Source organism: Spiroplasma endosymbiont of Tiphia femorata (assembly GCF_964020225.1).
GTDB lineage: Bacteria > Bacillota_I > Bacilli_A > Mycoplasmatales > VBWQ01 > Spiroplasma_E.
On sequence record NZ_OZ026544.1, the window covers coordinates 936,631 to 960,536 of the forward strand.

Sequence of the window (23,906 nt, forward strand, 5' to 3'; positions counted from 1 at the left end):
ACAAAATAAATTAGATTATTTATTCTTTAATACTAATGATATAAAAACAAGAAAATATTTTTTAAGAGATAAAAATAGTAAAGCAATTTGTTATGACTGTATTTTAAATATTAAGTTAATTAGGAGGTATAAATATGGATAAAGAATATTTAACTAAAAGAGAAACGATTTGCATACCAGACAGTGATGATATTGAATTTAAAATAGGGCTAATTAAACTGATTGATGATTTAAAAAAAGATAATTTAGTTTGTGGTCATAAAGAATTTATTGAAGAATGTAAATATTGTTGATGTAATTGTGATTTAGAAATTATTAAAACGGTTATTAGAGGTTAACTTAATTAATGCAATATGACTTAATTATTGGAATTGACCCTGCTGGAATTGGTAATAATGGAATGGTTATATATTCAAGTGAAACTAATAATATTGTTTTTAATGAAACATTTAATACATTAACTGTTTTATGAACTAAAAATATGTATAAAGAAAAATTGCAATTAATTAAAGAAAAATTTATTGATAAAAAAATATTAGTTATTGTAGAAAATTTCTTTTTAAGTTCAAAACAATTATTAACTAATCCATTATCAACACCTAAAATTATTGATGCATTAATGGTATTAGTTCAAGATGTTTTTAACTGAGATTATTTCGAAAATCACCCAAAAAATAAAAATAAAATAACAGATTATAAAGGAAATATAAAATTAACAAAACATGAACAAGATGCTTATAAGCATATTCAATATTATTTAAAAAATCATAAGAAAATATTGATTTTTGATAATTATTTAAGGAATTCTAAAAATGAAAGATAAAGAAAATTATGTCAAATTAAAAGTAAAACTGAGTAACACTATTGAAGCAAAATATTACGAAAAAGGTAATAAGGAATTATATTATAGTGTTCGTGGTCAATGAAATGGATTAAATTATGTTACTTTAATTTTTAATAACCCAAAACTTTATAGACGCTGTATTTTATTAAACAAAAATGATGAAATTTTAGTAACTGGTCAAATCTTTAACACTTTAAACATTCCTAAAAATCGTGCATTTTGTTCAATCAATGTTAAATGATTTAAAAAATGAAAAGAGTAAAAAATGATATTATGAAAAATTTTATTGATAATACCAATATTAATAACATCTATAACACTAATAATAATTTTAATAATTATTATTAAAGAATTAAAAAATGAATATAAAGTATTAAAAATATTAAGTGAAATTGCTAATCAAATTAAAAATAAGGAGAAAAAATAATGATTAAACAAAAATTAATTGATTATATTGAAGAGGAATGAAATATTAATGTACATCATTGTGATTGTTGTGATTATTCTTATGAAAATGATAAACCAGAAAGAATTATGAAATTACTTGAATTAATAAGAAATGGAGAATTTGATAATGAGTAATAATAAAAATGAATTAAAAATTCCTAATTTTATTAAAAGTAATAAAGAATAATAAATGTGGTTATGGTAGATTTTATGCACATAAATGTAATAACTTTTGTAAACAAAAACAAAATAAAAGAGTTAGAAAAGAAAAGTTAAATTATGAATAAAGAAAAATTAATTATTTCTATGAAAGAAAGAATAGATTTATTAAATAATTCATTAATAGAATATTCATCCAAACTTTATGAGTTAGAAAACTGAATTATAAGACTTGAAAGAGGTGAATTTGACTAATGATAATATTACCTACTTTGTTTGAAAATAAAGATGAAATTGAAATATTATCACCATTTCCAAAAGCAATTCATACAAGTAATGATATTAAAGCAATTATTTTAAGACAATACCCAAATGTTAAATCCAAACACATAATTGTTTCTGACCCAGAAAGTAATGTTGCATTAATAGTTGGTGATAATGATTTTTATCAAGGTTGAATTAAAGTAACAATTAAAAAATTAGAAAATTAAAGGAGAATAAAATGCCAAGTATAGAAAATCAATCAAATTATACTTTAACTAAATTAATTAGAATTGGAATAAGTCCAATTTGTGCAATGATTGGTACAAGTGCTTATTATGGTCAAGTGATTGCAAATCCAGTATTAGGTTCAATTAATAGTTTATTATTTGGTAAAAAATTAGGTTTAGATATTTGAAATTTAAATCAAAGACCAAATACTAAAACTAAATTAATTAATAGTAGTAAAAAAATATTATTAGGTTTAGGAACAATTGGATTAGCAAATTATAGTAAATGAACAAAGAATAATATTACTCCAATTATTCCAACAACACCAATGCCAATAACTACTACAACTACAACTGAGGGTCCTCCATGATTACTATTAAATAAACAAGAAAATCAGTCATTAATGGATTGAGATACATATATTAGTTTAAATGCTTATGGTATATCAAATCTTATTAGTGGATTAACTGAGTTAATACCTAATAAATTTGAAACAATAAGAAAGATTTGTAATATGGCAACTGGTGGATGTTTGATTTCAAGTGGTGTAGCAATGGGTATAAATAATGATTTTAATAATGCTTATGCAGTACCTACCATAATTGCTGGTGCAAGTGAAATAATCCATAATTTATTACCTATTGAAATTAATCATGATACTGAAATGCAAGAAACTTCATTTACAAATGAAACTGCAAATCTTATTAATGATAATAGATTCACAATTAATAGTGAAACAACTAGTCAATATGGTAGTGATAATATGAGCGAAGTTCCATTAAATCATGATAATGCTTCACTAAATTGAGATTATAATCACATGAGTTTATAAAGGAGGTGAATAATTTATGAATAAAGAAAAATTACTTGAATATTATAATAATGAAATTCAGACATATAAAGAGAGAATGGAACAATTAAATAAAGAAATTGCCTTATTAGTAAGCATTATAAGTAATTCAAAATCTATGATTGAAAGAATTAATGGTGGTCAATTTGATGAATAATTAAAAAATAAATAATTGAAAGGAAAATATTGAAATGAAAGAATTTTTACATGAATTAATAATTATTGGAACAAGTGTTGGAACATTAATTTGCAGAGAAATTATTGTTTTATTAAAAAGATTTATCACAACTCCAAAACATATTAGAAGAAATAATAAAGTGATGAAACATCAAAAAAAATTAGCAAAACTTAATGAAAAAATTAATGGAAAAGAAAATAAATAATAAAGGTGTGATTTAAATGTTAGAAAATGAAACTAATGTTGAACAAAATACTGAACCTTTAACTGAAAATAATAATTTACAACAAGAGCAAGAAATTAAGATTGTTGAATTAGAAAATAAGTTAAATAAACTTAATCAAGAAATTAAAGAAAAAGAAATAATTAATATATTTAAAAAATATCAAGTTAAAAAAGAATTTTATGAATTTTTAAAATTTAAAACTAATAATTTAGAAAATTCAAAAAAAATTGAAGAAACTATTAAAAAAATAATTAAAGAACAACCAGTATTTAAAGAAACAATTAATACAGGTGGCAATAAACAAATAATTATTAATAATAAAACAAATGATAAAGAAAATTTTTTAATTAATTATAAAAAGAAAAATTATTTATAAACGAAAGGAAGAAATAAAATGTCAGTACCATTTAATCAAAATTTAGATAATACAGAGAGATTAGTAGAAGCACCAGAATTTATAGAGTTTTTTAAAATTTCAAATAGTCCATGGGCAAACTTTTTCCCTACTGAAATTGTTGATTCAGTAAATATTGAGTTTATTGTTAAAAAACCAAAAAAACCGGAAATAAAAATTATTGCTTGAGATGATAAAAGTAAAAGATATGAATTACCATATGTTGATACAGATAAAATTAGTAAAAAAATAACTAAAAAATATCTTGTAGGAGAAATTATTGCAGATGTAGATTTAAATGCAAATAATGGACAAAATTTATTAGATAGCATGCAATATGAAGTTGCAAATGATTTAGCAGATAAATTAGCAATTGATGATACACAAGCAATTGCAAAATCTGCTACTAAAATAGATATTGAAGATACAACGCCAATAGGATATTTAAAATCAATGTTATCTGCTTGAAATACTTTGTTTCAATTTAGAAACATTGCAAATAGTAAATTTTTTATTACTAATGGTCTTTATGATAGTTTAGTTTATTTAGCAGATAATAAAGGTTTAATCACCGATAATCAGTTAGCGCAACAATTACGTTTAAATGGAAATAATTTATATGTAAAAGGTGTATTATGTGAAATCGTTCTTGATGACTATATGATTTTTACTAATGATAAAAATGAACAACAACTAATGACTTTTGTTTTAGCAACACCAAGAGCAATGAAAAGATACATGTTAGAAAGAACAATTATTTATGTAGACTTTATTAAAGATGATAAAGCAGGAAGAGCATATAAAGTTGCTGGTGAAGTTGTTGGAGAATCAATACCTTATATTTCCAATAATGAAACAACATCAAGATGAATGTTATGCGGAATTATTAAAGCAGAGAAAACTGATTTAAAAACTAAAATTACAAATTTAACAACTGATATTACTGCAAATGTTAATAACAATAATAGTGAATTAAATACACAAATAAAAAGTACTAATGAACTTAAATCATTAAATCCTAATTTAACAAATCCAACTATTAAATATTTTAGTGATGCACAAGGTAAAACTAATGTAAGTAATCAAAAACAAAAAGCAGGTGATTTATATATAACTATTACTGCAAATGTTAATGATTTAAATTATAAAGGAACAACAAATCCAATTAAAATAACTCTTAAATAAAGGAAATTAAATGCCATGCCAATTGGTACAACTAGTACAGCAATACTTTTAAACATAAATAAACCAAAACATACTAGAACAAGTAACCAACAAGAAAATAAAAGTTTTTGATGAGAAATTTTAGAAATGATTGGTGTACAAGTAATTGCAGTAGCACTTGCTCCTTTTACTGGTGGATTAAGTGAAAGTGTAGCCCTTGGATTAGGTGCAAGTGATTTTATTGCAAGTACTATTAATTTTGGTATTTATGCTACAACTGATTTTACTATTAATCAAGTTTATGATTATTTAAAAGGAAATGTAACAAAATTAAATACTTTCTTAAATTTATTATCTGCATTTGCTGGACTTAATAAAATTAGTCGTGGTTATCGTACTACTAAATTTATTAAACTAGCACAAGAAACTAAAACATTAAAACAAGTTGGTATTAAAGAAGCCAAAAATTTACAAGAAGTTATTAGTCAAGTAAGTGGAAAAGAAATTTTAACAGATAAAATTATTGGTAATAAACGTTATTTAATGAATTATAGTTTTACTCCTAATCGTGAAACAGTATTACGAGATTTAGGTTATGTTGCTGAAAGACAATATAAAAATAATTTTCAAAAATTAGAAGCACAAGAATTAAAAGATTATTTATTATTACAAAATACATTAATAAAATTAAGTCCACAATTAACTCCTAAATTTAAAATTAAAGATATTGAAAAAGCAAATAACTTTTTAAAAAAATTTAATACTGATTTAAAAAAAGTACTATCTATGAACCAACATGATTGATTAAATTTAGTTCATACAATACATTCAGAAAATAGATATGGAAAAACTTTAATTTTAGATTTACAAAAAATTCGTGCTAATTCTATTAAATTTAATTTTAAAAATAATGTTATTCATCAACTTGTTTTAAAAGCAAATCAAAGTTTTAAATATTTTGATATTAGATTTTATTTAAAAAAAGGTTTAAATAAATTTTGAAAAGATACACCATATTTTGAAAAAATAAGAGAAAGTATATATAAATTACAAGAAAAATTTGAAAAGTTAGAAAAACAAGCATTTGAAAAAATTAATAAATTAAAAGAAAAAGCAACTGATTTATTTACTAGTGCAGAAAAAAGAGCAATTAAACATGCACAATTAATTCCATTAAATTCACCAGTATTTATGGGTTGTAAAATTCAACCTTTGTCATTAGATAAATGTGCAATTACTATTTATCATCGCAATACTAAATATAAACCAATTACAGTTGTTGATAGTATTCTTAAAGCAAAAACTTTTGTTACTCAAATACATCCATTTCATTGATATCGTTGATATAGTGGTTGATACATTGGTTATGGTATTAATCGTAATAAATGATTAAAAGCAATAGCATTTGCTCCACCAGTGGTACAACAAGTAATTAGAGATAGTTTTAAAGTATATAGAGAAATATTTAGAATAATAAGAACTTATCATAAAGTAGTAAATGTTATTAATAACCCTATTGAAAATATTAATAAATCATTTAAAAGTGTTGGTTTAAAATTTTCAGTTAATACTTTATTTGGCACTGGACTATTACATCATTTAAAAAAATTTGCATATAGTCAAGTTGTAGAAAAGGGTAAGAAAAAGTTGCAAAAAGAAATTGAGCATATAACACATAAAAAAACAAAAAAACATACTCATCATTATAAACAAGCATTTTTTAAGGAATGATAAATTATGATTAATAAACTTTGAACTGATGTCAGTCTTGAAAATTATAATAACTGATATCCATTAACTGGAAAAATTACAGAAACGCCACAGCAATACATACAAACATGACCTAATGTTAATGATTGATTTAAAACTTTTGCTATTCGTGCTCAAAATGTTATTAATGCTTATCTTGATTTTATTTTATCTAAATTTCCTTTTGATAGTTTTAAAGATGAATTAATTAAAGAAACATTAAGAGATATGGTTTATGTAATGGTTGAACATTGAGTATTTAATCGTACACCAATTGAATTTAATGTTGATGCTACTATTCAATTTAATAATGGTAGTCAATTTAGTGCAAGTAGTACTCCTACGATTAATGTTTGAGATTTAGCACCTAGTAGAATGAAAATATGAGCAAGATTAACAGAATTAAAACAAATATTTTCAAGTTATAATGATGATGAAATAGATATTGAAAAAATTGACTTAAAAGCATTTTATACTAGAAATCAAGTTGATGAATTAATTGAACAACAAAAAGAATTTACATTATCAAAACAAATTAAATTATATGATGATTTAGTTGATGATAATGAAAATGAAATATATAGAGGTCCTGTTAGTAAATTTGTTAATAAAGGTTATGTTGCAACAGATTATGATAAAGAAACTGAAACAATGATTTTAGATTGACCAGATGAAATTGGAACATTAACAACAGAAGCATTACAAAATAATCCACAAATTGGTGATTATACACATGCACCAACTTGTGATTTTTCTGCTAAACAACAAAAACGAATTACTACAAATGAAAATAATATAACTAAATTGAATGATGAATTAACTAAAACTAATGAAAGTATTGATGATATTAAAAATAATTGATTTAATATTGAAACTAGTCCATTATGAAAGAAAATTAATAATGATGATTTTTATTTAGATAAATGAACTATAATTCTTTGAGTAATTGATTTACAAGATAAAAATGATAAAAAAATAGTTAATACTCTTAAAAAAGAAATAAAATTTTTATTAAATAACAATGAAAGTTATAATACAAAATCAATCATTCAAATAATATCATGAGAAGAAATGACAACAGTAGCAGATGCTACTAGAAGCGTAACTTTATTTTATGATTATAGTACAAAAAAAATTTTATTCGAAGTTTCTCCTACTCCTCCAACAATAGAATTTAATACAAATGTAATTAATCAAATTGAAGTATATCAATATCAAGGAACTGGAATACCAACTGAATTTATAACAGAAGAAGGTACTGAACGTGATTATTATACAAAACTAGAAACTAATAATTTATTAGATAAAAAACAAAATAAATTAATTGCTGGTACTAATATAACTATTAATGAAAATAATAAAATTAGTGCTTCTGCTGGTAGTTCAGTTGATGAAAATAGAATATTTAATAATAAAGATGATAAAGAGAATACTACAAGATTAGTTAATGAAGTTATTAAAACTAATGTTGGTGGTAAAACTTTAATTTATAGAAATAATCCAGTTATAACTGATGATTTAGATATTCCAAATAAGAAATATATAGATGATAAAATACCTAATTTAGATAATTATTACATAAAAACAGAAGTAGATAAAAAATTAGAAGATACAGAAAAAAAGTTTCCAGTAGCATTTCAAATAAATGCTGTAAGTCAAAAAATTCCTAATTTAGAAACTACTAATAAAACTATTGGTGGTGCTATTAATGAATTAAAAGAAAAAATACCTAATTTATCTGATTATTATAATAAAACTGAGATAGATAAAAAATTAGCAGATTTTAAAATTATTAAATGAAAAGTAATAGGTAATAGAATTGATGATAAAACATGAAAAATTACATATGCACCATTATATCAATATATTTATCGAATATTTGTAACATGAGAAGTTGCAAATGAAAAACCATTAGACCAAGGTTATCAACAAGTTATATTTTTTAAATCACCAAGAGTAACGGGTACTGGTAATTGAAGAATTGCTTCGGGAAAAATTGGTAATAGTGATGCTACATTAAATATTAATTTTGATAATACAAATTGAACTTTAACTTTAAATGGTGGTAATGGTGGAGCAATTATTAATTTTGAAGTATTAGAACAAGCAGATGATAATGTTTATCAAATTAATAGTAAAACATTAAATATTATTTCACCTGAAAAAATTGATATAGAAAAACCTATTAAAATTAATTCATATAGTTTAGAAACTAATGAAATTAGAGAAAATGAATGAGATATTGAATTAAAAAATAATCCAACACCAAATATTCCACAATGAAAAGAAGTAGGAACAAGAGAAAAAAATAAATGAGATAATTGACAAATTACTTATGATTTTCAAGAGAATAAACATTATAGAGTTTATTATTCTTGAAGTATATATAATCCAGTTTATACTATTCAAGAATTTATTATAACTGATAAAAAAATTGCTGGTGTACAAATACAAACCTTTAATGATAGTGCTAATATAGTAATTTTATCAGTTCAACATGTAAAATGGATTACTATTTATACTGGAAAAGGTAATTTAAAAGGTAATGTATGAAAATTAGAAGAATTACAGGAGTAATATTATTTTTTTTAAAATTATAAAAATTATTTTAGGTTTAATAGGAGTAATTTTATCATCAGCAACAGCAGGTTTAATTATATTTATCATTGTAAAAATCATATTAAAAATTAATCAAATATTTTAAGAAAGGTGGTGAATATTATGTTAGGTAAATTTTTTAGAAAAGATAAAAGTAATATTAGTGATAATCAAAATGAAAAAGTAAAATTTTTAAATAATAAAAATAAAAGTACTCATGCTTCAATTTTAAATTATTTTGGTTTTAATGATTTTAATCATGAAACTTATTTCACTGATTTTGTAGCAGAAAATAATGCTAATTTATATAATGCTCCATTAGATATTAATAATGAAACTATTAAAAAATACTTAATTCAGCAAGAATTTTATAGAAAAAATTGAAATTCTATTTTTAAATTAAGCAAATTAGGAATTAGTGGTTATTTAATTTATATTGCTAATGATGATTTATATTTTCAAGTAGTAGATATACAACAAAGAGTTTATGATATTGGTGGTAAATTAATTCAATGTACTATTTTTTATGATAGTTATCAACAAAATGCACAAACTGTAAGATTATTTGAAATTTATACATTAAATAATGAACAAGTAATAATTAATCGCTCAATTTATAGTATTAGTGATAATAAAAAACAATTTCCATTAGATTTTAAATCATTTATTAATAATCCTAATCTATTACAAGAACAAACATTAAATATTAATTATATACCAATATCAATTATGCGAAATAAAGCAAATGAGTTAGCAGTGTGATAAAGTAATGGATAAAATTAAAGCATTAGATGTTATTTATGAACAAATTGTTTTAGATACCATTTTAAATTCACCTAAATTTATATTTAGTCAAACTTATGGTAATGTTCAATCAACATTAGAAGAAGCAGTAAGAACATTAGTTACTAAAAACTATATATTTAAAAGTGGTGGAGATAATAATGAACAAAACGAAAATATCAATATGACAAATAGTAATTTTAAAGGTAAAAATTTAACTGATATATACGATTGAAATGTTAATGAAATATTTAAACGTTGTGGTATTCATATACCAAGTCAAAAGAAATCTGCACAACAATCAGTTCCCGAAAGTACAGCTGTAAATATTTCAACTATTAATTATATTGAACAAAAATTATGACAATTTAATATTGATATTCTTAAATTTATTCAAATATTAGTAAGTGTTGATAAAGACTTATTAAATAGTAAAACCTTTAATATTAATGATGAACAAGAAATTAATAACTTAACAGTTAAATTAAAATTATTTAATCCCGAAAATAACCAATTAATAGGAGAGAACAATGGAAAACAACAACAAACCACAAACGAAGTTTCCACAGAAACAGAAACAAACTAAACTTAATCAGGCAGAAGTAGAAAATGATTATTTAATTGATAATATTCCTTATGATTTTACTAATATGATGAGTGCTACTAGTGACCCAGATATTAATAGAGCATACGATGAATTTAAAAAAAGAACTATATATATTTATGAAATTGAACGTTTATTTAAAAATAATGAAAATAATAGTTTAAGATTTTCAGCAAATACTATTAAAATAGGTTTTATTGATATTGATAAAGTATTAAAAACTATTGCAGTTGAAACATCAGACTTTACTATGCAATTAAATCAAAGAGCTAGCACAAATATTAATGATAATACTATTGAATATAGTATGACTGATATTAAAAATTTAATATTTCAAGAAATAAATTTATTAAATCAATTTAAGTTATATGCAGTATCTATTAATGAACCATTAACTGAAAATAATATTGATAACTTATATATAATTAATAATTATTCACAACCTTATCAAAATCCAAAAACAAGAAGTACTAAAAGTATTACTATTATTAAAATTAAAGATTTTAAAACAAGAGATGGTTATCCCATTATTATTAAATTACAAAAACCATTAGATAAAGATACAAAAGTTATCGGTTTAAAAATTAAAGCCCCTAGAAGCATGATTTTCGATAATATAAAGGTACTTGGTGAAGTTGACAATATGGAAGTATACCCAAAATTATTTGTTAAAGATAAGATAGCATTTCCCCTATTATCAATGCCTATTGAAACTCAACCAAAAGTTAGAATATTACAACAATGATTTAGTGAACAAATATTACCTTGACATTTAGCAAAACAATTTATAGAACAAGAAAAATCAGTTTTAGATTTAATTGCTATTGGTGGTGGAAGTGAAACAAGAAAAGAAATTATTAATAATGCAAGAGTAACTAATGCTAAAATTGGTTATGATGTTACTAAAAATTCAAAAGTATGACCATTATCTGATGAACTAGAATTAAAAGATACAAAATTAGAGTCATGATTTTTAGCAGGTAACTATAATTTATTTATTTCTACAACTAATAAATTTCATGATGTTGAACTAGAAATAAATGATAAACCACCAATTGATAGTTTACAACAACTATTATTAGACATGTTAAGTTACACATATAATTATAATCGTAATTTTGATGGAGCATCATTAGACCCAACAAAATCACCAAATAAAATGGACATGTTAAGAGGAAAGTTTGAAAATCAAAAACCCGATGAAGTAATAACTAATTTATTTAAGCAATGAAAATTAGATTATCCTAATTATATTAATTTAGAGCAAGTGAAAATATTTAAACAACTAATTATTATGTTATCAAATAATATTTATTCAAGTATGTCAATTAATAAAGGTTTAAATGATGATAATAAAATATTGTTACCTTATTATTTTGAATTAAAATCAAATCCAATACATCCTACTAAGGAAGATATTTGACAATTTAAAAATGCAAAAGTGATTTTAAAATCAGCATATTTTGATTTTACAGATATAAATAACATTAAACTAAAAAATAATGATATTAGTCAAAATGAATTATTTAAACTAGATAATAATCAATTTAATTGATTATCTATTACAAATGAATTAGAAAGTAATAATATTCCATCATTAATTCCAGCAGATTGAACACTAGGTAATGGAGAATATGGTAAATATTTTACAAGAGCAATTATTGATAAAAATAAAATTAAAAATGCTTTAAATTTATATGGTTCAAATAAATCTCAATTATTTTCTAAATTAGAATTTTATAAAGAAATTATAAAAATTGATAATAATAATGAATTTGAATTACAAATTGAAAATCCGATTAATAATTTAAATCGGATTGAAATTAGTGGGATATTTGGTGCTGGTAATTATAATTTAATTTTAATAACAGATAAAGAAGAAATAGACTTAAAAAATATTAATTTATTTGATAAATATAACGAAAATATTTCTTATATAAATTTAGAAGTTTAATTATCAAAGTAACCTTTTCAATATTTTCCATTTCATTTAATATCTACATCATGTAACTTTTTATTTGAGCAGTATAAAGAATAATAAGAACCATTATACATATTAACTCATATTGGAGCATTACATAATACTACTGTATGGTCTGGTTTTTCATAAGAATTAAATTTGTTATTTTCATGGGTAAGCAGCCCCCCATGATTAATCCTATTGTTCCAGTTGTAGCACCAGTTAGTGCTAATGCTAATGTTATTTTACTTAAATTTGCTTTTATTCATGTTTTCATAATAAATTTCTCCTTTTTATTTTTTCTTAATTTTTCAGAAGTTTTTAATCATTTTGGTAATAATTCATGTTCTAAATTAATTGCATGATTTTCACAAAGAAAAAGACTAAATGTTGTTGATTTTAATTCTAATAAAACAATATTACTTCATTTGTTATTACAATTTTTACTTTGACAAACAACATTCATTTTTCAAAATCTTTTTTAAAGATTTTAAATTAGTTACAACTTTTAATGATTTTCCTTTACTATTTTGCATTTAAATTCTCCCTTTTTAAAATTTCTTTTCCTGTTTGACTAAAACTAACTTTGGGATTTATTTTTTTATTTTCTTGGTGAATAAACTCTGCTGCTTTTAAATTAACAAATTCTGTATGTAATTTTGGATATTTTCTTCATTTTTCTATTGTTGCATTTGGAATTCATTGATTACCAATAAAATCTGTAAATTTAATATTATGCTCATTACAAAAAATATCATATTTTTTATTAAAAAATTCTTTTCTTTTATTACAATTTATTATTAAACATTTATTTATTTTGCTCATTTAATTACTCCTTTTTTCCTTGATTTTACTTATAAATTGTACTATTTTTGATTATTTTTACAAGTATGCTTTTAAACTCAAAATAATGCCTAAATTAAAGGTGTTTATTTTGTGATACCTATACTATTAATTATATTGAAATTGTTTGTTATATTTTAAATATGAAAGTGGTTTTTTAAATAATTTTTATTTTATTTAAAATTACACTTATATATTTATATAATAATTAAGTAAATTAATTTTTTAAATATATTTACAATAAATTTAGATTTTTTTAAAATAGTTAGGAGAAGTAAATGTGAATTTTAATTATAAATGAAATTTTAGAGAACAAAGTGCAAAAATTGATAAATTAGTTTTAGAACATATAACAAAAAAATGAGAAAAATGAGATTGAAGAATAAAAAATACAAGAGATAAAAAGAAATATAAAATTGTTGATTATCAATATCGAACAAGAAAAATAATGTATGGATTAGTAACTTATAAAAGAAGAATTTATGAATATTTTGATGAAAAATTACAAAAATGAGTTCGTGTTTGTTTAGTTGATGAATGACTAGAATTACCTAAATATAAAAGAATTGGTGAAGATGTTGAACAAACTATTATTGAATATTTTGCTGATGGAAAAAGATATCATGATATTTGTGCTATTTGTAAAAAAGCAGGTATTAGTGTTAGTACTGTTCATAGAGTTTTTAAAAATTTAGAAGTAATTGAAGCAAATCCAGTAAAAGTAAAATTAGAAAAAAATCAACCTATTTTTGTAGCAATTGATGATGGACATCGAAAGTTTTGAGATTTTAAACGTAAAGGTATAAAACACTCTATGAGATTAATAACAACATATACAGATAATATTAATCATAAAGTACAAAATAAAAGAGTAAAAGCAATTATTAGACCAACAAGAACAGCAATTGGAGTTAAAAAAACTGCTGAATTTGTTAAAGAACATTGTCAAAAATTTTATGAAAATGTTGAACAAGCAAAAATAATTATTTGTGGAGATAGTGCTGGATGAATTAAAGATGTAGCAGATTATCTTGGTGCTGAGTTTGTTTTAGATAAATTCCATTTAATTAGAACATTATATCTTGGTATAATGGCGGGAAATAAAGGAAAATATTGAAGTGAATATAATAATTGTAAAGATTTCATTAATAATGGTCAATATGAACAATTAATTGATTATTTATATAAAGAATTAGATAATCATAAAAAGTTAAAAAAACAATATTTTAAAAATAATAAAAAAGGTATTGTTAATCAAGGTGCAAAATGAAATATTGGTTGTTTTACTGAAACAAATATTTGACATGTTTTAAAAGAAATGATTGTTAATAGAACATATAGTATTTTTATTTATATAAAAATGGTTATTTTTAAATGTAATCAAATAAATTTAAAAACATAATTTTACTTATTTTAAAATAAAAAATTAAAAAAACTTATTAAATTAAAAGTTAATAAGAATTTTTGTTATATATTTATGTTAATTAAATTATTAAAATGTTTTTATAATTTATAAAATTGAGTATTTTAATTGTAATATTTTTAAATTAGTAGTAAGATAAATTTACAATTTCATAAAAATCCAAATTATTTCTTGTCTAAATTTATAATAAGACTACAACGATTTAATTTATTCCGGATTTTTGATAATCTCCCAACAAGTTTCAGTTTAAATTGTGGTGTTTTTCTAAATAAACATAGATTGCATGTTTTTTGAAAATATTAGCAACATGTTCTCCCATATAAAACAATTCAAATGCATCATTTCTTTTTAAATTGTGAATTCCAATCATATTTTTAATTTCATAATTTTCCTGTTTTTTAAAAAATGAATATAACTCTTTTTCTCCTTCAAAAGCGAGACCAGTTTTTGTATTTGCACCACCTATTCCATTTTTAACCATTATTATCATCCAATCTTTTTTTTGCTAGATTAAAATATTCAATATTATTTTCAATTCCTATGAAATTTCTATTGTGTATTTTACATGCAAGACCAGTTGTGCCACTGCCCATAAACGGATCTAAGACAATATCATTTTCATTAGTACAAGCAATTATAATTCTTTTTAAAAGATCTAATGGTTTTTGTGAAGGATGTTTACCATAAATTTTTTCAAATGGTTTAGGGGTGGTTATTGCTCAAACACTTCGCATTTGCTTATCTTCATTCTTAAAATTATCTTCTTCTCATTTAGAATATTTCATATCTTTGTAATTAAAAACATGTTTAGAATTACTATCTTTTTTTGCTCATATTAATGTTTCATGACTAGCAGTAAAATTTCTACAACCAATATTAGGTGTACAATTAGGTTTGTATCAAACTATGTCATTAAGAATGTGAAAATTTAGTTCTTGTAAAATAAAACCACAAATATAAATAGAATGATAAGTTCCAGTAATTATTAAAGTTCCATTTGGTTTTAAAATTCTTTTGCATTCTTTAATTCATTTTTGATGAAATTTATAATTTTCAAGAAAACCTTTACTTTTATCTCATTCACCTTTATTAACAGATGTTCTTTTGCCAGCGTTAACACTATAACCATTATTTGATAAAAAATAAGGTGGATCGATAAATATAAAATCAACTAATTCATTTTTCATTTTTTTCATTTCAACAAAACTATCTCCAAAAATAAGATTTATTTTTTTAACTTGATTTGAATTTGAATTATCTATTTTAAGTTTAATTGTTTTTCCATTTTTGGTTTCTAATTCTTTACTCACTAAACTCATTATTAGTACTCCTTAGTTACAATTATTTGTTTATATTATTACAATACTATTTAGTTTATTATACTTCCCTTTTCTTTAATATTATATATTAAATAATTAATAAATAAGTATTTTACTGTAGATACTATTTGTTAATTTTTATTACTTCACGTTTCATATATTGTTAAAAACTTATTATTTAATGGTTTTTTTTGTTCTAGTAAATGCTTTTTTAAAATTTCTAGATAGTATTTAAAAGCAACAGTTAAATCTTGGAAGGCAAGTTTTCTTAATTCTTCAACATAATAATGGTTACGTTCAATTGATATTTTATCTGCTAATAATACTATTAATTCTAAAGGTTTCATTTCAGTTGCACCAGTAGTATGTTTAGCAATTGCATGAAGAACTAAATCATCATGGTACTGATAATGATTTTTTAAATACAATGCTGCTACATAACCATGTCAAATTGGAAATGGTTCTTGTAAAATTTCTTTATTATATTTTGTTAAAAATTTAGTCATTTTATTTTTACTTCATTGTTTGCAAAGGTCATGATAAGTTCCTGCAATTAGGGCTTTATTAGCATCTTCGTTATAATGGATTGCTAATTTAACAGCCATTTTACCAACATTAATACAATGTTCAGTTCTATTGTTATCCAAATTTGCTTTTAAACGCTCATAACTATATATTAAATTATTGTTAATATAATTATTAATTTTTATATCAATTTGATTAATAATTTCACCATTTCTAATTTTGGCAGAGCTAATATCACTACTTGGTCGAACTACTAAATTTTGACACTTGTATTTTGACATTAGTTCTAATGTTTTACGATAATGAGGGCGATTAACAACAATAATTTTAACTAAATTAATTAACTGTTCAATTCCTTGTCATTTATTTAAGGTATATAAATTATCAGAACCGATAATAAAAAAGAATTTGTGATTTGGATAGTTTTCAATAAAGTAGTTAATAGTATTAATAGTATAACTAGGTTGTTTACTTGTTAGTTCATAATCATTTAATTTTATTCAAGAATAGTTTTTAATAACTAAATTAATCATATCGACTCTTTGTTGATCGCTGGCACTGACACTGTCTTTTAACGGATTTTGTTTTGTTGGTAAAATTCAAACTTCATCAAGTGAAAGTTTATGATAAGCTGTATTTGCAATGTTTAAATGTTGATTATGAAATGGATCAAAAGTTCCACCAAAAATGCCAATTCTTTTCATTATTTGCTAGTTCCTAATGATTCTAAAATTTCTTTATTATATTTTTTTGTTCTTATCATTTTAATTTCATGTAAATAAGGTGGATGTCCATTAATTCATGGCGTTTCTAAAATTTTTATTTTAGTAAGCAACAATGGATGATAAATAATGTTAATTAAAGTTTGAAAACCAAGGTAACCCATTCCTAAGTTAGCATGACGATCTTTATGAGCATTGATTGGGTTTTTAGAATCATTAACATGAATAACTAATAATTTATCTAATCCAATAAGTTGATCAAATTGTTGTATTACTTGTTCTAAATTATTATTAAGATCATAACCAGCATCAGATAAGTGACAAGTATCTCAACAAACACCAATTAGTTCGGGTCTTTTTACATTATTAATAATATATTGAAGTTGTTCAAAAGTAGTTCCTACTTCACTACCTTTTCCTGACATTGTTTCCAAAGCAATTTTTACAGTTTGTTTTTCTAAACATGCTACATTTAGTCCTTTAACAATTTGATCTAAAGCAGTTTGTGGTAAAGCACCAACAGCGCTACCTGGATGTAAAACCAAAGTTTTAATGCCAATATCTTGACAGCGAATTATTTCTTGTCGTAAGAAATCTACTGCTAATTGATAAGTACTTTTATTAATACTATTAGCCAGATTAATAATATAAGGAGCATGAACAATAAGATTATTAATATTAATATTTTTTTCAATTAGTTTTTCTGTAAATTCTTTAATAAATAATGCTTTGGTTGGTTTACGAATTGTATTTTGTGGAGCACCTGTATAAAACATAAACGTATTTGCATTATAACTTAGAGCTTCTTCAAGAGCACCTAATAAATATTTTGGTGCTTTCATTGAAACATGAGATCCAATAATTAATTTGTCATTTTCCATCTTGCTTCCTCTTCCATTATTAATTTTCATCAAAAAGTTTTTTTCTTCTTGCAATTGCTTGTGTTTTTTTAATTTTCTTAATTGATGCTTTAATGTGTTGTTTTCTTGTTTCTTTTTTTATTGCTTCTAAATCTTTATTAAATTTTTTCTTATAACCAGGAGTTACATTTTTATTTTTTTTAAAGCGATTAATAACATATTGCTCTTCTTTATTTCTTTCTATTTTTCGTTTATGAGCAATGATGTTGTCATTAGTAATTTCTGGTAGTAACTTATTATCTTTAATTTTATAGTATTCTATTGGAACGTTTAAATTTTTTAACTTATGAATAGTAGAATTATCACTCTTATCATAAAATACATAAGAAATACCTGAATAGTTAGCTCGTCCTGTTCGCCCTGCTCGATGAAAATAATATTCTAGATTATTTGTCGGTAATTGTAAAGAGATAACATGAGATACCCCTTCAATATCAATACCACGTGCTGCGATATCTGAACAAACAACATATTGATATTCAAAATTTTTAATACGTTTAAAAGTTTGAGAACGTTCTCGTGCTGGTAATCCACCATGTAAGATTGCTACTTTTTTATTTTCTTCAATTAAGACGTTTGCAATTTCTTCAATATTTTCTTTGTTATTAACAAAAATTAAACATAAATAAGGATCAAACATTGTTAATAATGATTGTAGTTGTTTTTTACTATCTTGATGATGACGATTAATAAAAATATGTTGAATTTTTTGAGATTTGTTATCAATACTAATTGTAGTAGCATTAGTAATATATTTTTTTAATCAAGTAACTAGTTGGGGTAATATTGTTGCTGAAAAAGTCATAATTTGAGTATTTTTATTCATTTTAGTAATTAAAAAATCTAAATCTTCCATGAATCCCATATCAAATAACATATCACATTCATCAATAACTAAAGTGTTAGTAGTAGTAATTGCTAACATATTAAGTTCATATAAACGTTTTAATCTAGTTGGAGTGCCAATTACAATTTGTGGTTGATTATTACTTAAATTATTACTTTGACGAATAATATCTTTGCCACCCATTAAACAAGCAATGCTAATATTTTGATCTTTGATTAAAGCTTTTAAAAAATTGAACGTTTGTTGAGCAAGTTCACGAGTAGGTGTAATAATAACTGCTTGTGTTACTTTTAAAGTAACATTACAATTATTTAAAATTGGAATTAAATAAGTATGAGTTTTACCACTACCAGTAGCACTTTTAATAATTAAGTTTTTATTAGTTAATGCTAAAGGAATGATTTCGGTTTGGACTGGTGTTGGATTAATTAGTTTTTCTTTTTTTAAATTTTCAATTAGTCATGGTTGTAAATTAAATTGTTGAAATGACATACGTTCACCTTTTTCTTTAATGCAATATTAATATTTTATCTTATTTTTACTAAGTTCTTTAAAAAATAAGATAAAAAACTTTATTAAAAGTAATAATAATTACTATTTTAATGTTTAAGATTATTAATTTTCAAAAAATAAAAAAATACATCAGTAATTTATACAACTAATTGTTTATCTAAATTTCTAATCTAATAAAAGTAAAATGTCAATAGATTATTTTTAATCATGTAAAATTAACTTAGAAAAAATTTAAGGGCTTAGAAAAGAGGTTTGTAATTTATGTCAGAAGAAGATGAAGAAGAAAAGAAAAAGAAGAAGAAATCAACAAAAATTATTGCTGGTCTTATCGGCTCTGTAGCTTTAATTGGAGCCACCATTGCTGGTGGTATGACAGCTATTGCTGAAACAGAAGGAGAAAAAGAAGAAGAAGAGGAAGAAAAAAATAAAAAAATCAAATGGTTCGATCTCTAAACAATCATCAATTAGTGATAATAAACGAATTTTAGCAGTAATTTTAAAAAGCAAAACAAATTTGCAATTAAAAACTGAAGACAAATTGAAAATGACAAGTCCAGAAACTGTAAAGGAGGTTATTAAAGAGAGACTAATTGAAAGTAATCCACAATCAAATTTAATAAAAGAAAAAATTATTTTAGGTAATTTAAAATATAATAATATGAACATTAAACCAGCTACTTTAACAGTTGAAATGACTTATGATGACCCTTTAGTTATTGGAAGTGTAATTTTAAATGTAATTTATCCAAAATAAAAGATAAGAAGAACTTGTTTATAAAATGACGCAAATTTATATATTAAGAAAATTTAGGGGGTTATTTATATGCAAAATAATTTAAATATAATGTTTTTAGTTAATTGATCAGATTTTTCAATAAAGGACTGAATAATCATAGGATTATCAATATTATTATTAATAATAACTTTTATTTTTATTTTAGTTATTTTTCTTTTTAAAAGAAAAAGATTTAAGTTTAAAATAAACAATATTATAAGTGATAATTTAGTAAAAATAGGTAAAAATAATTATAAATTTTCAAGTAGAAATGCTTTTATACTCTTTAATGAAATTAAATCAATAATTTTAGATAAGCGTTATAAGTATTTTTATAAATTTAAAAAGAGATATAAAGATGGTAGTTTAAATAATGAACTTTTTGATATAGTTCAAAAATATTATTTAAAAAACGAAAAAGAATTAAAGAAAAAACCAAAACCTTTATTTGAAAATAAAAAAAATGATAAACCCAGTGATGCTGTTAATAAAAAAGATGATAAAAAAGTTAAATTTGTTTTTGATGATCAAGAAATGACAGTAAAAATTGAAGAAGATAAATAAAACTACTCAACTGAGTAGTTTTATTTATTTATAACTATTTTTTATCTTTTAAAAATATGTATAAAAATTTAACACCAAATATTCTAGATATTATGATATAATTCTTTAAACTTAATTTAAGTTTTCAACTCATTATTTTATTTTTTAAAGTATATATAAATTAATTGCTGAAATTAAAGAAGAAATAAAACTTCCAGAAGGATTTGAAGAAAGAAAAATGTACCATGCTTGAGTACAAGAACCACTTTGCAATGTTTTAGATACCACTTGATATCATGAAATTGATATAAAAACTCAAAATATTGAAAAGAGATTAAAAAATAATATTAATAAAACTAGTTTAAAAGAAATCAAAATAGAATTGGAAAAAATAACAAAAGAAATTGATCAAAAAAATGGTTGAGATATAGAAAAAGATAATAATTTTATTGATGAAATAAATAAAATAAGTTTATCAATCCAACATAAAACTAAAATTAATAATAAATTTATAGCAAAATAAAAATAGTTACCAAAATGGTAACTATTTTTCTAAATTAAAAAAGATGATAAAATCAAGAACATAAACTTAATATAAGTTTATAAATACACTATTTATTTTAAAAAGGAAATATAAAATATGGATATAATTTTAGAGAATAACAATAACGAAAAAACAAAAAATGAATCTATTTTTGTACCTTCTCCCGCTATTTTTGTAGAAATTTCATTTGAAAACATTAAAACTAAAAAACAAAAACATGCAGAAAGACAAAAAAATATTTAGAAAAAAATAAATCAAATCCTGAATTTATTAGAAAAAAAGAGAAGGAGAAAAAAGACGGAGAAAAAAATATATTGAAAAGAAAAAAAATAAAGAACTTATTGATAAGCAAATTCAATTAATGATTAATGAAGTTAATAACTTTGCTAATTATGAAACAATACAGATAGAAGATATATTGCAAGAAAATCAAAAAATTCTGTCTTTAAATGATATTATTGATATTGAATCAGAATATTGAGTATCTACAGTTAACTGTGTAAATTATAATCCTTTTAATCTTTAAAAAAATCGTAAGTATTACTTACGATTTCTATTTTGTTTACGTTCATTTTCAGTCAAGAATTTTTTACGCATACGAATATTTTGTGGTGTTACTTCAACTAATTCATCGCTAGCAATAAATTCTAAAGATTCTTCTAAACTAAAAATAGTTGGTGGTGTTAATCTAACAGCTTCATCATTACCTGAACTTCTAGTATTTGTTAATTGTTTTGCTTTGCAAGGATTAACATCTAAATCTTTATCACGATTACTTAAACCAATAATCATTCCTTCATAAACTTTAGTTTGTGGTTTAACAAATAAAGTACCACGTTCTTCTAAAGAATTTAAAGCATAAGGTAATGTTGTCCCTGTAATCATACTTACTAGAACGCCATTTCTATTATTATTAATTTCGCCTTTTAATGGTTCATATGTAAGGAAACTACGAACCATAACACCAGTTCCGCGAGTAATATTAACGTATTGACGACCAAATCCAATTAATCCTCTTGTTGGAATATGAAAAATAATTTTATCACGAACATTATCAGAATCCATATTAGTCATAATACCTTTTCTTAGATTTAAATTATTAATAACAGTACTACTATATTCAGTAGGATGATTTAAAATAATTTCTTCGACTGGTTCAGTGGTGTGTCCTTTTTCATCTTTTTTAAATACTACTTCCGGTTTAGAAATACCTAATTCAAAGCCTTCGCGACGCATATTTTCAATTAAAACAGATAAATGTAATTCACCACGACCAAAAACTTTAAAACCATCAGCATTACTTCCAGATAATTGTTCTATTTTTAAACCAACATTAGTTTCTAATTCTCTTGTTAAACGTTCTTTAATTTTATTACTAGTTACTAGTTTACCTTCAGTTCCAGAAAATGGTGAATTATTAACAAGGAAATTCATTGACATTGTTGGAGCCTGTATTGTAATTGGTTCCATTGGCACAACATTATCTTTATCACAAATAGTATTACCAATTGTTATATTTTCAATACCCGCTATGCAAACAATATCACCAGCAACAGCGTTTTTAACAGCTACTCGTTTTAATCCTTGATAAACAAATAAATATTTTACTTTAGCTTTTCTTTTTAAATCATAATCATCAACAACAATTATTTCTTGTCCTTCAGAAATAGTACCTTGAAATAATCTACCAATTCCAATTCTGCCAATAAAACTATCATAATCTAATGAACTAATTTGCATTTGTAAAGGCTCATTATATTTTACTAATTTAGAAATTTTAGCATGTTTAATAATTGTTTCAAATAATGGTTCTAAATTTTCACTTGGTTGATTTAATTCATATTGGGCAATACCTTGTTTAGTAATTCCATAAAGTGTTGGAAAGTCTAACTGTTCATCATTTGCATTTAATTCCATAAAAAGTTCTAATACTTCATCTTTTACTTCTTCAATTCTTTGGTCTTTTTTATCAATTTTGTTAATCATTAAAATTGGATTTAAGTTATGTTCTAGTGCTTTTTGCAATACAAAACGAGTTTGTGGCATTGGTCCCTCAACACTATCAACTAGTAAAATAACACAGTCTACTGTTTTCATAATTCTTTCAACTTCAGAGGAAAAGTCAGCATGACCAGGTGTATCAATAATATTAATTTTTGTATTACCATGCATGATTGAACAATTTTTAGAATAAATAGTAATTCCTCGTTGACGTTCTTGATCATTACTATCCATTATTTGTTCAACAATAACTTGGTTTTGATGAAAAATATTTGATTGCTTTAATAAAGCATCAACTAATGTTGACTTTCCAACATCGACGTGTGCTATCACTGCAATATTAATAATTTTTTGTTCAGCAGAAACTTTTTCTTGTTCAGACATTTTTCATTCTCCGTTATTCTTAAATTTTGACATTATATAAATTATACGCAATATTTTTAAATTTAGTAAAATAATTAAAAAAATAATTTATTTAAAATG

General features: G+C 22.7%; 32 protein-coding genes. 24 read left to right on the forward strand and 8 right to left on the reverse strand.

From position 1 onward, the window contains the following. The first annotated feature begins 134 nt into the window (after nt 1-134). The 17 genes from AACK83_RS05865 to AACK83_RS05945 all read left to right on the forward strand — a co-directional run bounded on the left by AACK83_RS05865 (nt 135) and on the right by AACK83_RS05945 (nt 12,442). Nucleotides 135-338: a hypothetical protein gene (locus tag AACK83_RS05865; RefSeq protein ID WP_338956796.1), complete on the forward strand. Its 204-nt coding sequence runs from the start codon at nt 135-137 to the stop codon at nt 336-338. 8 nt (nt 339-346) lie between these two features. Beyond that, nucleotides 347-823, forward strand: coding sequence for a hypothetical protein (locus tag AACK83_RS05870; protein ID WP_338956798.1), 477 nt, complete (start codon nt 347-349; stop codon nt 821-823). Beyond that, entirely contained in the window at nt 813-1,106 is a 294-nt protein-coding gene (locus tag AACK83_RS05875) for a hypothetical protein (RefSeq protein ID WP_338956800.1), read from the forward strand. Before AACK83_RS05870 ends, AACK83_RS05875 begins: the two co-directional genes overlap by 11 nt. 3 nt (nt 1,107-1,109) lie before the next feature. Continuing rightward, nucleotides 1,110-1,271 (forward strand): hypothetical protein, encoded by a 162-nt coding sequence (locus AACK83_RS05880; protein ID WP_338956803.1) that lies wholly within the window; start codon nt 1,110-1,112, stop codon nt 1,269-1,271. After that, complete coding sequence (locus tag AACK83_RS05885) at nt 1,271-1,426, forward strand: hypothetical protein (RefSeq protein ID WP_338956806.1); 156 nt, start codon at nt 1,271-1,273, stop codon at nt 1,424-1,426. Before AACK83_RS05880 ends, AACK83_RS05885 begins: the two co-directional genes overlap by 1 nt. Nucleotides 1,427-1,570: 144 nt before the next feature. Continuing rightward, a complete protein-coding gene (locus AACK83_RS05890; RefSeq protein WP_338956809.1) occupies nt 1,571-1,705 on the forward strand; it encodes a hypothetical protein in 135 nt (44 codons plus the stop codon). Next, nucleotides 1,705-1,941, forward strand: coding sequence for a hypothetical protein (locus AACK83_RS05895; protein ID WP_338956812.1), 237 nt, complete (start codon nt 1,705-1,707; stop codon nt 1,939-1,941). The genes AACK83_RS05890 and AACK83_RS05895 overlap by 1 nt, the downstream gene beginning before the upstream one ends. An 11-nt stretch (nt 1,942-1,952) precedes the next feature. Beyond that, nucleotides 1,953-2,774, forward strand: coding sequence for a hypothetical protein (locus AACK83_RS05900; protein WP_338956814.1), 822 nt, complete (start codon nt 1,953-1,955; stop codon nt 2,772-2,774). Between the two features lie 16 nt (nt 2,775-2,790). Next, nucleotides 2,791-2,949, forward strand: coding sequence for a hypothetical protein (locus AACK83_RS05905; protein ID WP_281747961.1), 159 nt, complete (start codon nt 2,791-2,793; stop codon nt 2,947-2,949). 34 nt (nt 2,950-2,983) lie between these two features. Next, nucleotides 2,984-3,175 (forward strand): hypothetical protein, encoded by a 192-nt coding sequence (locus AACK83_RS05910; protein WP_338956818.1) that lies wholly within the window; start codon nt 2,984-2,986, stop codon nt 3,173-3,175. Nucleotides 3,176-3,191: 16 nt separating this feature from the next. Then, the gene (locus AACK83_RS05915) at nt 3,192-3,572 is read left to right on the forward strand and encodes a hypothetical protein (protein WP_338956820.1); all 381 of its coding nucleotides are present in this window, start codon (nt 3,192-3,194) and stop codon (nt 3,570-3,572) included. Nucleotides 3,573-3,590: 18 nt separating this feature from the next. Then, entirely contained in the window at nt 3,591-4,775 is a 1,185-nt protein-coding gene (locus tag AACK83_RS05920; protein WP_338956822.1) for a hypothetical protein, read from the forward strand. A gap of 15 nt (nt 4,776-4,790) precedes the next feature. After that, nucleotides 4,791-6,488 carry a hypothetical protein gene (locus AACK83_RS05925; RefSeq protein WP_338956824.1) on the forward strand — a complete coding sequence of 566 codons (1,698 nt, stop codon included), beginning with the start codon at nt 4,791-4,793 and terminating at the stop codon, nt 6,486-6,488. A 3-nt stretch (nt 6,489-6,491) separates the two neighbouring features. After that, nucleotides 6,492-9,080: a hypothetical protein gene (locus tag AACK83_RS05930; protein ID WP_338956825.1), complete on the forward strand. Its 2,589-nt coding sequence runs from the start codon at nt 6,492-6,494 to the stop codon at nt 9,078-9,080. 144 nt (nt 9,081-9,224) lie between these two features. Further along, entirely contained in the window at nt 9,225-9,866 is a 642-nt protein-coding gene (locus AACK83_RS05935; RefSeq protein WP_338956828.1) for a hypothetical protein, read from the forward strand. 4 nt (nt 9,867-9,870) lie between these two features. Next, entirely contained in the window at nt 9,871-10,470 is a 600-nt protein-coding gene (locus tag AACK83_RS05940; protein WP_338956831.1) for a hypothetical protein, read from the forward strand. Beyond that, nucleotides 10,415-12,442 carry a hypothetical protein gene (locus AACK83_RS05945; RefSeq protein ID WP_338956833.1) on the forward strand — a complete coding sequence of 676 codons (2,028 nt, stop codon included), beginning with the start codon at nt 10,415-10,417 and terminating at the stop codon, nt 12,440-12,442. Before AACK83_RS05940 ends, AACK83_RS05945 begins: the two co-directional genes overlap by 56 nt. Nucleotides 12,443-12,572: 130 nt before the next feature. On the opposite strand, the gene AACK83_RS05950 is transcribed toward AACK83_RS05945, so the two are convergent. Beyond that, a complete protein-coding gene (locus tag AACK83_RS05950; protein ID WP_338956834.1) occupies nt 12,573-12,914 on the reverse strand; it encodes a hypothetical protein in 342 nt (113 codons plus the stop codon). A 59-nt stretch (nt 12,915-12,973) separates the two neighbouring features. Then, on the reverse strand, nt 12,974-13,273 hold the full coding sequence (locus AACK83_RS05955) for a hypothetical protein (RefSeq protein ID WP_338956837.1): 300 nt from the start codon (nt 13,271-13,273) through the stop codon (nt 12,974-12,976). Nucleotides 13,274-13,571: 298 nt separating this feature from the next. Between AACK83_RS05955 and AACK83_RS05960 the strand changes: the two genes are divergently transcribed. Then, on the forward strand, nt 13,572-14,693 hold the full coding sequence (locus tag AACK83_RS05960) for an Mbov_0401 family ICE element transposase-like protein (RefSeq protein WP_338956840.1): 1,122 nt from the start codon (nt 13,572-13,574) through the stop codon (nt 14,691-14,693). A gap of 223 nt (nt 14,694-14,916) precedes the next feature. Here the strand turns inward: AACK83_RS05960 and AACK83_RS05965 are convergent, their stop codons facing one another. From AACK83_RS05965 to AACK83_RS05985, 5 genes are all read right to left on the reverse strand, one after another. After that, a complete protein-coding gene (locus tag AACK83_RS05965) occupies nt 14,917-15,195 on the reverse strand; it encodes a hypothetical protein (protein ID WP_338956843.1) in 279 nt (92 codons plus the stop codon). After that, a complete protein-coding gene (locus AACK83_RS05970; protein ID WP_338956845.1) occupies nt 15,188-16,033 on the reverse strand; it encodes a site-specific DNA-methyltransferase in 846 nt (281 codons plus the stop codon). Before AACK83_RS05970 ends, AACK83_RS05965 begins: the two co-directional genes overlap by 8 nt. A 131-nt stretch (nt 16,034-16,164) precedes the next feature. Next, nucleotides 16,165-17,262, reverse strand: coding sequence for a nicotinate-nucleotide adenylyltransferase (locus tag AACK83_RS05975; protein ID WP_338956847.1), 1,098 nt, complete (start codon nt 17,260-17,262; stop codon nt 16,165-16,167). Beyond that, on the reverse strand, nt 17,262-18,161 hold the full coding sequence (locus AACK83_RS05980; RefSeq protein WP_338956850.1) for a deoxyribonuclease IV: 900 nt from the start codon (nt 18,159-18,161) through the stop codon (nt 17,262-17,264). The genes AACK83_RS05975 and AACK83_RS05980 overlap by 1 nt, the downstream gene beginning before the upstream one ends. Nucleotides 18,162-18,180: 19 nt before the next feature. Beyond that, nucleotides 18,181-19,539, reverse strand: a complete 1,359-nt coding sequence (locus AACK83_RS05985; RefSeq protein ID WP_338956852.1) for a DEAD/DEAH box helicase — start codon at nt 19,537-19,539, stop codon at nt 18,181-18,183. A 282-nt stretch (nt 19,540-19,821) separates the two neighbouring features. On the opposite strand from AACK83_RS05985, the gene AACK83_RS05990 reads away from it, so the two are divergent. The 6 genes from AACK83_RS05990 to AACK83_RS06015 all read left to right on the forward strand — a co-directional run bounded on the left by AACK83_RS05990 (nt 19,822) and on the right by AACK83_RS06015 (nt 21,948). Then, nucleotides 19,822-20,013: a hypothetical protein gene (locus AACK83_RS05990; RefSeq protein WP_338956855.1), complete on the forward strand. Its 192-nt coding sequence runs from the start codon at nt 19,822-19,824 to the stop codon at nt 20,011-20,013. A 91-nt stretch (nt 20,014-20,104) separates the two neighbouring features. After that, nucleotides 20,105-20,314 carry a hypothetical protein gene (locus AACK83_RS05995; RefSeq protein WP_338956857.1) on the forward strand — a complete coding sequence of 70 codons (210 nt, stop codon included), beginning with the start codon at nt 20,105-20,107 and terminating at the stop codon, nt 20,312-20,314. A 69-nt stretch (nt 20,315-20,383) separates the two neighbouring features. After that, complete coding sequence (locus AACK83_RS06000) at nt 20,384-20,899, forward strand: hypothetical protein (protein WP_338956858.1); 516 nt, start codon at nt 20,384-20,386, stop codon at nt 20,897-20,899. Between the two features lie 217 nt (nt 20,900-21,116). After that, nucleotides 21,117-21,401: a hypothetical protein gene (locus AACK83_RS06005; RefSeq protein WP_338956859.1), complete on the forward strand. Its 285-nt coding sequence runs from the start codon at nt 21,117-21,119 to the stop codon at nt 21,399-21,401. 117 nt (nt 21,402-21,518) lie between these two features. Further along, nucleotides 21,519-21,665 (forward strand): hypothetical protein, encoded by a 147-nt coding sequence (locus AACK83_RS06010; protein WP_338956860.1) that lies wholly within the window; start codon nt 21,519-21,521, stop codon nt 21,663-21,665. A 118-nt stretch (nt 21,666-21,783) separates the two neighbouring features. Next, a complete protein-coding gene (locus tag AACK83_RS06015) occupies nt 21,784-21,948 on the forward strand; it encodes a hypothetical protein (protein ID WP_338956862.1) in 165 nt (54 codons plus the stop codon). Nucleotides 21,949-21,962: 14 nt separating this feature from the next. Here AACK83_RS06015 and typA read toward each other — a convergent pair whose 3' ends face one another. After that, the gene (typA, locus tag AACK83_RS06020) at nt 21,963-23,807 is read right to left on the reverse strand and encodes a translational GTPase TypA (protein WP_338956865.1); all 1,845 of its coding nucleotides are present in this window, start codon (nt 23,805-23,807) and stop codon (nt 21,963-21,965) included. Nucleotides 23,808-23,906 lie beyond the last annotated feature (99 nt).